Source organism: Bradyrhizobium sp. 2TAF24, from assembly GCF_052115025.1.
In the GTDB taxonomy this organism is placed as follows: Bacteria; Pseudomonadota; Alphaproteobacteria; order Rhizobiales; family Xanthobacteraceae; genus Bradyrhizobium_A.
Map to the genome: position 1 here is coordinate 1 of NZ_JBFRFW010000020.1, position 14,402 is coordinate 14,402.

Sequence of the window (14,402 nt, forward strand, 5' to 3'; positions counted from 1 at the left end):
ACGCCCGGCCGCGCGGTATCGACCTGCCCGGTGAGATCCGGCGTCTGGTTCTCGATGCCGAGCGTCACGCTGCCGCCCGGCGCCAGGATGTTGATGTCGCCGCCGGCCTCGGTGCGGATGCGGCCGAGCTGATACACCGACAGGTCGCCGTGATAGGCCGTGGTCGGCGTACCGATGGTGCTGCCCGGGAACAGGGTCTGGATCGCCTTGTAGGCGCGATCGTAGCCCTTGCCGCCCGCGCCCTCGCCATTCGCCGCGGCGCGGCCGCCGGCCTTCAGCTCGGCGAAGTACACCCTCTCGATCAGCGGCATCTGCACACTCGGCGCCAGCCCGCGGAACAGCGCGACGGCCTGATCGGCCGGCAGCACCGCATAGCCGAGCGTCTTGTTCAGATAGTCGACGAGATCGGCGGTGTGGCTTTGCAGCACTCCGCTGGCATAGGCCGGATCGAGATAGGTCGTGATGAAGCCGGCGATGTTCATGCCATCCTTGCCGAGGCCGACGGCGACACTGATCGACGCCCCGGTCGGTGGCAGCAGCACATTGTCGGCGTTGCCGATGCTGGCGATGCCGATGCCGCGGGCCGAAAACGCGCTGGCGAGCAGCGAGGTCTGGATATTGATGTCGCGCCCGGCCTCCACATCGAGGAAACCTGGCCCGCCGATCCGGATGTTGAAGCCGCTGCAGTCGGTCGGCGTCCGACAGCTGGTCATGTCGCGGCCGGCCTGGACTTGCGAGACATCGTCGGGCCGGTTGTTCTGCAGCGCAAACGATGGCGAGAGAATGTCGAGCCCCGCACGAACATTGGTTCGCTTGGAGGTCGCCAGCGTGACGGATGCCAGGTTCCCCAGCGCATAGACGTGCGCGACCCGTCGATCGGTGGGCTGGACGAGGCTGGAGGCGAACGATGACAGGGTCTGATCACCGAACTGGAAGATCGACCCTGCATAGTCGTACAGGAACGGCACCGCCACAGGGACGGGCACCATGCCAGTCATGCTGATCCCGGTGTTCTTGATATCCTGGCCTGCCAACAGATCGAGCTGCGCTGTGGCCGCGGGCAGGCCAACCAGGATGTTACCGAATCCGATCCCACTGCCATTGATCATGGCACTCGCCCCGAGCGCCTGCGTGCTCGATATCGATCCGGTCGCAGCCACGACGTTCATGACCGGCGGCAGGAAGCTGCCATTGAGCGAGACGTCGCCTCCCATCGCCAGGACACCAAACGCTGAAGCCGGCGTAAAGCTGCTGAAGAAGCCGTACGGCAGACTTCCGGTGAAACTGCAGGAGAAGGCGCAGCCTTCGAGCCCGAGGTGGGGCGGAGCCCCGGCTTGCACGGCGGCGCGGGTTGGATCGCCGACCAGCACATGCAGCGAGCGATCGGCCACGGCGGACACCTGTGCATTGCCGACCATCAGGTTGACCATCACGGTCGTTCCGATCTCCGTCGCACGCACCATGCCGGTGCCCTGGCCGACGTCGATGTTGGCGTTGTCGAGCGCCCGCCCCACATTCAGTCGCAGATCGCCGCCTCCGGTGATCGCCACGTCCTGAAGGCTGGACGCGGCGGCCGGCGCGCGCATGGTCGCCGGCAGGCTGACATCGATATTGGTGAGGTTCCCCCCGATGCTGATGGTGGCGTTGCCGCCACCGAGAGCGCCGACGCCACGGTAGGCCGCGACATGGGGCGCATAGTCCTTCATAGCGCTGGTGCTGGGCGCCTGGTAGTAGGTCCCGAAGTTGATGAACGACGTGCCATTGATGACGCCCGGTCCCTGGGGATTGGGTTGCCCCTCCGTCCAGAGCCAGAACGCATCCAGCTCGCTGCCGGCGTAGCCGTTGGACACCGACGGCCCGCGCGGGCCCGGGATATTGATGCCGCTGGCGCCGGTCAGATCGCCCTGGGCCATGATGGTCAGGTTTCCGCCCCCCTGCGGGTAACTCGGATAGAGCGCCGTGGGATAGGTCGCGTCCCACGCGACCCCTGCCTTTGGCCGTTTGGTGTAGGAGGCATACCCCAGATATGTATCCGGCAGGTGCAAAATGGATGAGATCAGCGAATCGAAGGGCAGCCGCGTCGGATTGGTGAAGCCGGGCACGTCAGGCGACGGGGTTCCGGCGGTGTAGATGCCGAACGGCGTTGTCAGCACGATGTTGCCGGCGGCGGCGAGATCGAGGTCACCGGTTCCGGTGCGCAGCACGCTCGGGATCAAGACGCCGGTGGCATCCGGATGCGGATCGTTGAACTGGATCGAGCCGCCGCCTGCGCCGAGCTGGCTTTGCGCCATGATCGCATCGGGGTCGGCAGCGGACAGACTGGCGCCGGCAACCACCCGCAACGTCGCCGAACGCGATCCAGTCGGCAGCAGCCGCGCAATCGCGAAGATATTGCCATCCGGCGAGGCGACCGGCGCGGCAAAGCCGTCGCTGAGGCTGCCGTTCATGAAGACGTTGCCAGCGGCACGCAGCGTCAACACCATCGGTTCGCCATTGTAGCGATACGCCTGCAGGTTGATGCCCGTGTTGAGCTTAGTGGGGGTTTGCAGCAATTGCAGGTCGCCCGCACTGACGAGCTCGATCCCCGGCAGCAGGTGGAACGTGGTGGCGGCCGTCGTCTGCAGCGTCCCGATCCCGTTCGCGATGGATGCCCCCGCAACATATGCCTGCGCGTCGGCATTCGCAGCGCCGATCGCCGCGTCGACATAAGCGACGTTGGGCGATGTCGGACCAGAACGGGTGGGGAGATGATAGACCTTCACGGCCTCGACATCGATCTCACGCGCGCCGATCACCGACACACCGGCATTGCTGATCTGCACGCCGGAGGCCGTCCGTGGCGCACGTAGCCAGAGCCGCCCGCCATTGGCCGCAATGTCGGGGCTGGCTCCGGCAACCTTGATGGTGCTGTTGGCATCGAGCGTCAGCAGGCCCGGACTGTCGCCGGCGAGCCCGAGAAACACATTGCCTCCCATCGTTGCGGTGGTGTTCGCATCGAGCAGCGCACCGCTCGCCAATTTGAGGTCTTTGCCGGCGGTGAGGCGAATAATGGCATTGCGCCCACCGCTGGCATCGATCGTCCCGTTGACGGTGATGCTGCCGCTGGCAGCGGACAATTCGACGTCTTGGGCCGTGATGCTGCCGACTGTGATATCGCCGGTCGCCAGCGTCAGCGCCTGCTTTCCGCTGAAGCCCTGCACCGCGGCGAGCAACGCCGAGGCATCACCGGTGGCGAGGCTCATCGCCACCTGAGCTCCGCGATAGCCGGCCACGCTGGCGGTATTGAAGCGGCCGCCGAGCTGCGCGGAGCCATTGGGCGCCACGATGTTGAGCGTGCCGGCATCGCCGCCGAGGTCCGACCCCGGCAGGTCGACAATGGGGGTCTTCGTGCGGTCGAGCGCGGCAAGGGTGCCCCCGGCAAGGTTCAGCAGCGCTCCCGCGGCGACCGCGACATTGCCGGACTGGGACACGAGGTTGACGGTCCCTCCCGGCGCGATACGCACCACGTCGAAGAACGGCATGACGGCGCCCGAGACGTCGGTGATGGAGCCGGCGCCGAGGGTCAGGCCACCGGCCGCCGTCAGGCTGATCACGCCGGAGGGCAGCGAAATGTCGGTCCCCTGGACGATTGTACCGGCATTCACGGTGAGATGCGCGCCGATCGACTGCACCTGTGTCAGCGGCGCGGTCGACAACAGCGACGGCGCGAAGGTCATCGCTCCGCCGACCTTCAGCGTGGTGTCGGCGCCGGCCTTGCCGGTCACCAGCGGCGCAGCAACCGCGAGATCGCCGCCGGTGCTGAGCACGCCGATGCCGTTGCCGATCAGCTGGCTGCTGGCCGCAAGCGTGATCCCCGAGAAACCTGCGAAGTTGAGCGTGCCCGGCCCCACCGTCAGCTCGGTCGCATTCAGCATCAGCGCGCCCTGCCCGGACGCGACTGCAGCGACCGGCGCCACGGCGCCGACCAGGTTCAACTGGCGGGCCGAGATCGCAGCGATATCGCCGCTCGCGCCCCATCCCTGGATCACGGGGCTGACGAGGGTCAACTGGCCGATGGCCGGCTGGCCGCGCGCCGGATCGATGGCACCGAGCGCTGCGCCGCCGTACACATTGATCGCCTGGCCGGCTGTCAAAGCCAGTTGCGATGTCGGCGCGATGCCACGGTTCGGGTCGCCTGCGGTCAGCATGGCCAGCAGCGCGCTGGTCAAGGTGATCCCGTTCGGATTCTGGCCGCCGACATTGATCACGGGCGCAGCGAGACTGATCGCCGGCGCACCGAAGGCCGCAGTGCCGTCGAGGCTCACATTGGAGCCGTTCGCCAGAACCATGCTCCCCCCGGCATCGACGCGCGCCTGTGCGCCAACGATCAGTGTGCTGGGCAGCGGGCTGGCCGAGGAGGTCAATGACACCGGGACCTGCGACGGCGTGTTGGAGGCCATCAGAAATGCGCCGTCGGTGAGTGCGATAGTGCCGAGCGACCGCCCGCTCTTCGAATCCAGCGGGAAAGTATCCGGAATCCCCCCTGCATGCGTGGTGTCGATCACCGCTCCCGGATCGAGGGTGAGCATGGCGGTCGCCCGCAGCATGATTTCCGGAGCTGACAGCACCGCATGGGAACCGATCTCGACACTGGTCGCTGCCTGACCGATGGTCATCTGGTTGGCCGACAGCCTCCGCACGCCACCGATGAGAATACTTTGCGCACCGATGCCGTTGATGAAGTTGACATCGATTCCGGTGACCGCCGGGTTCTGAACGGCGTCGCCGGCGCCAAGGATCATCAGGTTGCTGCCGACGATATCGGCCGAACCACCGCGACCACCGGCCGCATAACTGAAATTGCCCACACCCTGGAACGAGATTCCGCTCAGCGCGCTGAGCACGAACTGTCCCGCATCCACCGGCAGTCGCGGGGCCACCGTATTGGCGGCCACGGCCTGCGCCTGGAACAGCCGGGTGACCGTCGTTTCAGCATATTGCGATTGCTGCCGCACCACCGTGCCCGGCGTGACGATGAAGACCGACGGCAGGCTGTCACGCAAGGACGTGTTGGCGACCGTGCGATAGCCCCAGGCCTGATACGCGCCCGACGGCAGGGCGAAGCTCGCCCCGGCCCATGCCGGCGACAGCCCCGATGCGGCGACCGTCAGCTTGTAGGCGCCAGGAAGCAAGGCATAGTGCCCCGGCAACAGCGTGTAGGTGCCGGCTGCGAGGCCGGCGACGCCGTTCAGCGCGACCTGATCGCCGACCTTGAGACTGACGGGGGCGGCCTGCAAGCTCGCGGCGCCGTTGCTGGACTCCATCAGGGGCGAGCGCGGAGCGTAGGCCGCCCCGAGGCTCGGCAGGATGGCGAACGTGGTGGTGCCGTTCAACGTGTCGACCGATCCACCGGCTCCGCTGACGAACTGGGCGCCCCACAGATCACCACCGCCGGATTCGTCGATGATCGCTGTCGGCTGGACCGCGACCGATTTGCCGTAGAGCGAGATGACCTTCGCCGTCGGCGTGGTGATCGCGTTCGGCGAGCCATTGCTGTCATAGCCATAGATGTAAAGGTTGTTGCCGAGCGGCGAGCCGTAGGGAATCACGGCGCCGGCGGCCGACACCGAGGTGATGCTGCCCGGCAGCAGATTGATGGCGGATACGCTTGCCGGATTGTTCTGATCGCCGAACGTGATTGTGCCCAGCGGCGCACGCAGCACGCCGCCCTGATTGATGACCGGTGCGATCAGCTGGACGTTGCCGCCGGCGGACAGCGGCAGCGGCGGGACGGGACTGCCGTTGCCGGCGATCGTGATCACGCTGGACGCACCGCTCGCCGTGATCATGAACTGGCTGTTGATCGCATTCACCACAGCGCCATCGCTCGGCCCCGTCGTCGTCGGATAGAGCTGCGACGAGACGAAAGCGAGATTGCCCAGCGTCGCCAGGGTGCTGGCCTTGTTGGAAGCAGCTGCGACCGACGCGGCCACAAGACGGATATCACCACGGCTCGCGAACGAGATGTTGGCGAAGCCCGGCAGCGCCACCGTCGTCGTGCTCGGCTGGGAATAGTTCGGCTGGTAGCTGTAGGTCGCCCCGCTGTTCAGGACGCCTTCGATATCGATCAGCGCCGCATTGACGGTCAGCGTCGCCGTGCCGGCGAACGGCGCCATGTTGCGGACATAATTCGGCGGGCTGCTGAGGAAATCGTGGCCGACGCTGCGCTGGCCGCCACCGATATCGACATAGGCCGATGCCAGTTGCACGTTCGCTCCCGGAGACGCGCCGACCGCCCGCGCGTTGATCGTCAGGCTGCGTTCGGTGTGCAGGCTGACGTCGCCGCTGAACATCACCGCATCGACGGCACCGAGCGACACGCTGGCAAAGCCGCCCGCCATGATCTGGCTTGCGCTGACATGGAGCTCGCCGGGCGCCGGAAAGGCGTCTCCGACCTTCAGCCCAGCCGAGGCGAACGACTGCGCCTGCGTCAGGATCAACTGGCCGATCGGCTGCTGATAGGTGTCGCCGACATGCGACGTCCACATGGTCTGATCGATGCTGAGGCTGCCGCCGGTGGCGCCGCCGCCGGCCCGCGCCAGCAGGGTGGCATCGAGCAGCAGCCCCTGGGACGCGATGATATTGACCGCGCCGGCGTCGGTCTTGAGCGGCAGCGACATCAGCGTCTGCGACAACCCGGATCGCACGGGAAATGCGACCGTCCCCGTCCCGCCGGACACGTCGATCAGTGCACCGGCCTGAACCACCACCGCGCCGAGCGAACCCATACCGGGCGTCGAGCCGGGCACCGCCCCGGCCGCAGCCACCCCGGGATAGGCGGCGTAGGGATAGGCATCGGGATCGCCGCCGTTCTCGTTGATATTGACAGTGCCGCCTGCCCACATCCGGTACGCCGGCCGGCCGCCCTGATCGAGGAAGGTCTGGACCAGTCCACGTGCCAGCAACTGCGCGTCGGCTCCGATCCACAGCGTCTGTGCCCGATCGTTCCACTGCGGGCCATAAAGATCGAAGTTGATCGTCCCGCCGGGGGCATTGATGACGCCGTCGAACGTCAGCTGACGCCCGGCATGAAGCTTCACCGTCGCGCCCGGATCCGAGTTGATCTGAACGCCGGCGCCGACGACCAGAGTGCCGGTCGACGGATCGATCGCGCTCAGCACCAGATTGACGGGCCGCACGCTCTGGAACGGCAGCGGCACTCCCGGCACGGCAAGGCCCGTCATGCTGGATCCACTGCGGGCCTCCGACGCGGCCGGCGTCAGCATCAGCGGCTGCGCATGCAGCTCGATGTCGGAGCCCGGCGCGACCGTCAGGCCGTTGTAGCTGATCAGGCCGTACTGGCTGAAACCGCCCTGCGTGAAGAACGATGGATCAAGCCAGAGCGTCCGGCCATCGCCCGGGTCGCTGCCGCCGACGCGAATATCGCTGGTCGCCAGCATCAGGCGGCCGCCACCGCCAAAGCCGTAAGATCGCACCCCGCCATTCAGCGTGATGCGCCCCGGATAAGCAGACGGCGCAACGCCATACGGGCCGAGGACCAGATAGTTGCTGACGATGCTGATATCGCCCCCGAGGCCGGTGATCGGCCCGCTGGCCACGCCTCCCTTCGCCTGCTGCCAACCGCCGCTCGTCGCGTCGATCAGGGCGCCCGCCCCGATCAGCACGCTGCCCTTGGCATGAATCGTGACGGTGCCGCCGTTCGGCAGGACCGATGCGACCGGCACCCGATCCGGCACGTCGTTGGTCCACACGCCGGTGACGTCGAGCAGAGCACCTGGTTTCAGCACCGCATCGCGCCTGGTCGTCAGCGTCCCCAGCGACGTGTCGAACGCGATCGATCCGGCATGAGCGACAAGCTGGCCATCGATGGCGATCGTCGCCTCGGTGTTCAGGCCAATCGCGCCGCCATTGGCGACCCGAACCGTCGCGCCGCCGACGACGCTGATGCCTCCGGAGATCGGCAGCTGGCTCGCCGGATCCACCCGGCCGACACCGCTGTTGATGGTGATGCTGCCATAGCCGGCGCTGTTCAATGCCGTCGCCGACAGGTACAGCGTCTGCTGCAGGTCCGCCGGCAGCAGCGTCGCCGGATCACGTTGCCCGTTGACCACCGCGCTGTTGGCGAACACGTCAGCTGGAGGTGTCGTCGTCGGCGCGATCACCACATCCGACGGAAACAGCAGGCCGCCCGCCCCGATAACCAGCGCGCCGCCTTGCGCCATGCTGCCGGCGTTGCGCTGATAGAGCCCGTTGACCGCGACGGCGTTGACGGCGGCGTCGACCTCGAGCTGACGCGCTGCAACGGAGAAACTGCCTGCGGACATGCCTTCGAGATAGCCTGCCTGGTAGCGCAGCCCGCCACTGATCAGCGAATTGACGTAAGTCTCCCTGACGCTCCAATGGGGGTGATTGACCACGAACTGGCCGGCAACGCCGAGATAGCTGACATCCGCCGGTGCGTCATTGATGTCGTAGATGCGCCCATTTGCGCCGATGATCCGGGTGAACGGCACATAGCCGGCCTGATGCAGCAGCGAGCCACCAGCGATGTTGATCGACGCTCCCGGCCGCAGGATCGCATCGCCGGTCGAGAACACGCTGAAAGCGCCGCCGAACGTCAGCCGCTGATCGATGTTGCGCGACGCCAGCCCCAGCCAGCCGGACACCTCGAGCAGTCCGCCCGCCGTGTAGATCCGGTCCGGCGCCACCGCATTCAGGTCATGCACATTGATCCAGACATCGGTGCCGTAGAGCGCGCCGGTGCGATTGAGCGGCGCGTCCCGCAGCTCGTTGGCCCGCACGTTCACCTGCACGACATCGGCGGACGCGGCGACGGGCACGCCCTGCAGCCCCGAGACGTCGATGACGGCGCCATCGGCGACATAGACGCGACCGGCATCCTGCCGATAGGCCGGGAAAAAAGAGCCGGCCACCGCCGGAAAATCCTGCACAAGCAGGCCGGCCGGATCGTCCGAGGCCTCGAGGATGACGCGCCCGGCGGGAGCGACGATGGCGGCGCCGGCAAGCACGCTGACGCTCTGGCCCGACGCCTTGATCCGTGACTGTCCCTGCGGCTGGCCCGCGAGCGCGGTGCGACCGTTCTCCTCCGGCAGGACCGTCGTGAGGCTGCCGGGCGACAGCTCGACCGTGCCGAGCCGGGTGGGCAGCACATAGTAGTTGTTGACGGTGTAGTTATCGCTCTGGACCAGCTGCACGAAGGTGCCATCTCGGGCGACGAGGCTGATCGAGCCCGCCTGGTCCACCGACGTGGTGGCCGCGACGATTCCGCTCTGTTTCACGTTGAGGCCGATCAGCGTGACATTGCCGGTGGGAGCGCTGACGAGCCCTTGCGCCGCATTCACCACCACGCCTCCATTCTGCAGATTGACCTCGACGCCGCGCACGGCAGGATCCGCGCTCGGCGTGAGATACACGGCGCTGCCTGCCGCCAGCACCACCTGACCATCCGGCGCGACGATGCTGCCGCTGTTGCGGACATTGCCGCCGAGCAGATAGACATGACCGCCGCTGGTGGTTACCGACGCAGCAGGCGCGCTCTGGATGACCGCTCCGGCCTCGACAACGACATCTGCAGCCGATCCAGGCCCGCTATAGCTGAAGGCCGGATCGAACACCTTGTGGTTGACGACATCGTAGGCCTGCTGGTTGACGATGCCGCTTCTGAACTGCTGATCCGTGATCCCGAGCGTCGATGCCACCAGCGAGCCGACATTGATCTGACTGGCACCGCCGAAGATGATGCCGTTCTGGTTGATCACCAGCACCTGGCCCGACGCCTTGATCTGGCCGAGGATCTGGCTCGGCCCGACATTGCCGGTGACGCGGTTCAGTGCCGCCCAGGTCGTGGCCTGCTGGTTGAAATTGACCGTGGTCTGGGCGCCGACGTTGAAGGTCTGCCAACTCAGGATCGCCTGCGGCGCGGTCTGGTCAATGGTGACGGTGGTGCGGTTGCCGTTGACGCTCTGCACCGGCGCATTGGCGCCGTTCCATGTCGCATTGGGGGCGACCTGGAGGCCGCCGGCGGCGAGACCATTCGGCACCACCACCTGCGGCAACGTCGTCGAGCGCTGAGCTGCCGCCGCGGCGGCGCGTGCCGCGGCTTGGGCGCCCTGCATCGCCTGGATCGCCTCGATCGAGCGTCGCATCGCGCTCTGGCCCTGCTGGGCGGCGGCCGCTGCCTGCTGCGCGGCCAGAGACGTGGCGTCGATGGCAAAGGTCGTCGCCGGGACGCCACCACCGCCACCGAGTTGCGCGGCAAGCCCGCGATCGGGCGTTGCGATCAGCAACGCCAGCAGGCTGGTCCCTGCCAGCAGCGCCGCCTGGGACATCAATCCCGAGCCCCGCAGCGCAGGGCGTCGCTCCACCCGGCGCAGGCACGCATGCGAAACGCGGGCAGTTTTCTGGCGAGACGGCATCTGATGTCCTTTGGAAAGAAACGATGGAACGGCCCACAGGCCGCACCGCACCGATGCTCATCACCAGATCATGATCGCGTGATGAGCCACTCGTTCCCAAGGACGCCTCTCGATTGGCGGGACCGAACAAAAAAATGAGAGGCGCGGAGAGATTTTCGATACCGCCCCGGATGCACGGCGACGTTCGGGCGACGTCAGCTCAGAAGCACGATGCCCCCGGGCAGGTGCGTCGCCTTCGCAGCGAAGATCTGTTGGAACATAGCGAGAATGCCATCGACATTGTCGATGCGAAACCGACCGTTGACGAGACGGCGCCCCAGCTCCGCATTCGTCACCACGACCCTGCCCGACCGGTAGCGATTGATCTCTCCGACCACACGATCGAGAGGAGTGTCATGAAAGATCAATAATCCCTGCTGCCAGGCGGTCACCTCGACGGGATCTGCGGACACCGGCATCCCCAACCCCAACGCGACATAATCCACCTGTTGGCCGCCACGAAGCATCACCGAAGATGCGTGACGTTCAACGCGCAATTCGCCTTCGAGGCATGTCACACACGTTCCTCGCGGCTCGTGGCGGACATTGAAGTGCGCCTGTTGCGCGCTGATCTCGCCGTCCCCGACAATGACGCGCACATGTTTCCTGGAGGCGGTCTGCGTCGCGATCACGGCTTCACCCGTCAGGATCTCGATGCGATCCAGATCGCTGTCGTCGGATCGCGCGTTGACACTCGTGCCGGTGTTCAGCGTCACCGTAATGCCGTTATCGATGGTGATCCGGCGCTGCTCGCCAGCGGCGGTGCGATAATCCGCCACGGCATCCCGCAGCGAAGGCCACAGCGCGAGCGGGGGCCATACGGCGAGGTATGCGGCGGCCGAGGCCGCGACCGCGCCCCCGAGGATCACCCGCCGTGACAGACGGGGCTCGGAGCGAAGGCCCGGCAAGACAGCCTCGCCACGGCGTTTCAGAAAATTGTGGCCGGCCGGTCCAAGCTGATCCCACAGCAGGCTCGCACGCGCCAGCGCCTCGGCATGCGCGCTGCTCTGGCGGCCCCAGAGCTTGGTGTCCTCGATCTCCTGGCGAGAGGCCCGACCAGACCCGAGCATCTGGACGCGCACCAGCGCTTCCTTCTCGATCGGCGTCAGTTCCTCGGGCGGATCCTCGAAATAAGTCATCGACCGGGCGCTTCTTTCACAACCTCAGGCATCCAATCCACATGCACGACGTTCTGCCGCCTACTCATCATGACGTTTCTCGCGGCGCCGGACCGAAGCGCCTTGTCAGCTTTTTGCCAAATCGCCTGGCGCAGTGCTCGAGGGCGGCCTTGAGCTCGAGCTCCACGAAACGCTGCGAGATCCCGAGACGATCGGCGATGTCCCGCAGCGGAATCCCTTCCAGGCGAGAGGCCAGCAGGATGGTGCGACGACGCGGCGTGAGTTCGTCGAGCACCTGCTCCAGCAAAGCGACCTGCTCGCGTCCCTCGAGCTCCCGCTCGGGCCCGGGCGCCGAATCGACGATGTCGAGCATCGATTGAACCTCAAACCGCCTGATCCGACGAGCCTCCTGCCGCTCGCGGCTCACCGCGAGGTTGAGTGCGCTGCGCAGCAGGTACCCGACCGGGCTCTCAACCACGCCCGGGCCGCTCTTGTCGCGAAGGTGCAGCCACGTCTCGTGGAGGGTTTCCCGCGCCTTCTCCTCGGAGCCGAGACGCCTCGCCAGCCGACGACGAAGCTCGTCGTAGCGCTCGACCAGAACCAGACGGAGGGTCGTCCAGGTTGTTTCCGTCATCGCGCGACCGGGCTCGCAAGATCAGCCCCCGCCGCACCGCAGTCTCCGGTTTGGGCCGGCGGGCGTGGCGACACCGCCATTGCAACAGGCTGCGGCATGTCCCGCGGCGGCGGCCGACCGATCGTCAGGGCGCGGAGCAGCCCGGCGATGGCCTGGTCCCGAATCTCGTCATGGGTCGATGTCAGCAGCTCCGGCTGCAGCACCTCGCCCACGGGGCCGATCCAGAACCTGAATTCGACGCGATAGGTGCCGGGCGTCGTCAGCGACGATCGGCAGAAGGCTTTCGCGATGCTGGTCTGAACGGCGGCGAGATAAGGCCTGAAGCTGTCCAGAGATGCCGCGGACATCCGTCGTTCCGCGACCGCGGGCACGACCGTGAAGGCATTCGTCGCAGCGTAGACCGCCGTCAGGCCGCTGCCGTCGAGCAGGATCCGCAACGCCATGTCAGGCGGCATGGATCCCGCGACGGCCCGAGAGCGGCGCCCCGAAGCCAAGGTGGCGTCATACACGACCTGCAGCCCGGTGGCGGCGCTGTAGACATCGAGCGCCGACGCCAGCGGCTGGGCACCGATGTCAAAAGCAACCGGCGCCGATGTCCGCACGGCCTGCTCTGCCATCGTCGCCGATGTGGAGCCCCCAGCAACGAGAATACCCGCACTCATCGCAAGAACGCGCGCCCACATCCCACCATGACCCGACCGCAGCCCGATTTCTCAGCGCATCAAACGACGTGCGCCGCCATCTTTGGATTCCTGCCCGAGGAAACGGCCTGACCAACCGCAGATCCATGCTGCGGCTCATCGGCTCCTGCGGCGGCGGACCATAAAAACAAATTGTGACAATCAGCTAACAGTGATGGCATCCCGAGCGGCCCGCTTACGCGGCCGAGACTGCCGCCCAGGCTGCATCATGGAGACGATGGCGCGCTTCAGGGGCTGAAACGCCCGCGCCCCGGGAGGTGATCGTCGCGGCGCCGGTGCGCATCAAGACGGCCAGTCAATCCAACAGGAGCGCGCGCGCTTTCCTCATCGCGCATGCGCTCCGAAAGACGATCGCACGGGTCACCGCCCCCAGCGATCCTGCCAGAGCTGTTCACCGATCATGCAGGTGATGCGCGGTGCGCTGGCCGCGACGGGAATGGCCTGCGGCTCGGGTTCGCGTCCCGCCACCTCGAGCGTGAGCTTGGTGCGGATCGCCTCCTTGAATTTCTCGCGCGTCTTGATCGGCACCACGAACGAGCCGGCGCCGCCGATGACGCAGTCCTCGTAGTAGAAATCAAGGTTCTCGATATCCATCGTCGAGTAGGACGGCTCCTTGAGCATGATCGGCAGGCCGTTGATGACGATGCCTTTCTCCAGCGCCGCATCGCGCGCCACCGTCACCGGAATGCCGTTGTTGTTCGGCCCGTCGCCGGAGATGTCGATGACACGGCGCAGGCCGCGATAGCCGCTCTGCTCGAACAGCGGCACGGCGAAGTTGATCGCGCCCGAGATCGAGGTGCGCGACGCCCGGCGCAACGGCGCCTTGAGAATTTCCGCAGCCACCGCATCCGCCGATTCCGGACCGTCGACCACCCGCCAGGGAATGATGACCTTCTGGTCGTTGGACGCAGCCCATTCGAAATAGGTCACCACCACCTTGCCGTTCGGTCCGGTCTTCAGCGCCTGCAGGAAATCAGTCGAGGTGATGGCAAGCGCATAGCCCTCGCGCTGCAGCGCCAGCTCGTCCATGTCCATCGAATAGGAGACATCGACCGCAAGCACGAGCTCGACATCGACCGCCGGCAGCTCGCCCTTGTCGGCGACAGGAAGCGGTGCTGGCGCAGCCACCCCGGCGACGTCCGCGCTGGTGATCGCGCTCGCGATCACGGCGGCTGCGATCGAGATCCAGCGCATGGCGGCCCTCCCGTCGTTGACACCGGATCGTCGCATGTCGCCCGGCGTCCGGCCAAGCAACATTCCGTGGGAGGAAAATCTTATTGCAGAGTGCGAGATGCGGATAAAATTCAACCTCAGCTGTATTTTAATACCGTAATTTATAGAAATATTTACAAACAATTCATGTTGAGCTGCTCAAGATTTAGGCGCGATCCCGACGTCTCCAGCCCCGGTCAATGATGGCCGGCCCCGGAGCGCAGTGCCTGACAGGCTGCGCGCTGAACCGGTCGATGCACCG

Annotated in this window: 5 protein-coding genes; all 5 read right to left on the minus strand. The window is 66.3% G+C overall.

Annotated elements, in window-relative coordinates; translation table 11 throughout:
• Window positions 1-10,349, minus strand: a 10,349-nt coding sequence (locus tag AB4Z37_RS26475; RefSeq protein WP_441519691.1) for a two-partner secretion domain-containing protein, incomplete at its 3' end; no start/stop codon positions are given.
• Between the two features lie 281 nt (window positions 10,350-10,630).
• Entirely contained in the window at window positions 10,631-11,614 is a 984-nt protein-coding gene (locus AB4Z37_RS26480) for a FecR family protein (protein WP_441519692.1), read from the minus strand.
• 67 nt (window positions 11,615-11,681) lie between these two features.
• A complete protein-coding gene (locus AB4Z37_RS26485; RefSeq protein WP_441519693.1) occupies window positions 11,682-12,227 on the minus strand; it encodes a sigma-70 family RNA polymerase sigma factor in 546 nt (181 codons plus the stop codon).
• A complete protein-coding gene (locus AB4Z37_RS26490) occupies window positions 12,224-12,829 on the minus strand; it encodes an STN domain-containing protein (protein WP_441519694.1) in 606 nt (201 codons plus the stop codon). The genes AB4Z37_RS26485 and AB4Z37_RS26490 overlap by 4 nt, the downstream gene beginning before the upstream one ends.
• Before the next feature lie 459 nt (window positions 12,830-13,288).
• A complete protein-coding gene (locus AB4Z37_RS26495; protein ID WP_441519695.1) occupies window positions 13,289-14,122 on the minus strand; it encodes a DUF1194 domain-containing protein in 834 nt (277 codons plus the stop codon).
• Window positions 14,123-14,402: the final 280 nt, after the last annotated feature.

Bases quoted from the DNA above. Each gene is read 5' to 3' on its own strand.
- AB4Z37_RS26495 (WP_441519695.1), bottom strand. From the start codon at position 14,122: ATGCGCTGGATCTCGATCGCAGCCGCCGTGATCGCGAGCGCGATCACC.
- AB4Z37_RS26485 (WP_441519693.1), bottom strand. From the start codon at position 12,227: ATGACGGAAACAACCTGGACGACCCTCCGTCTGGTTCTGGTCGAGCGC.
- AB4Z37_RS26480 (WP_441519692.1), bottom strand. From the start codon at position 11,614: ATGACTTATTTCGAGGATCCGCCCGAGGAACTGACGCCGATCGAGAAG.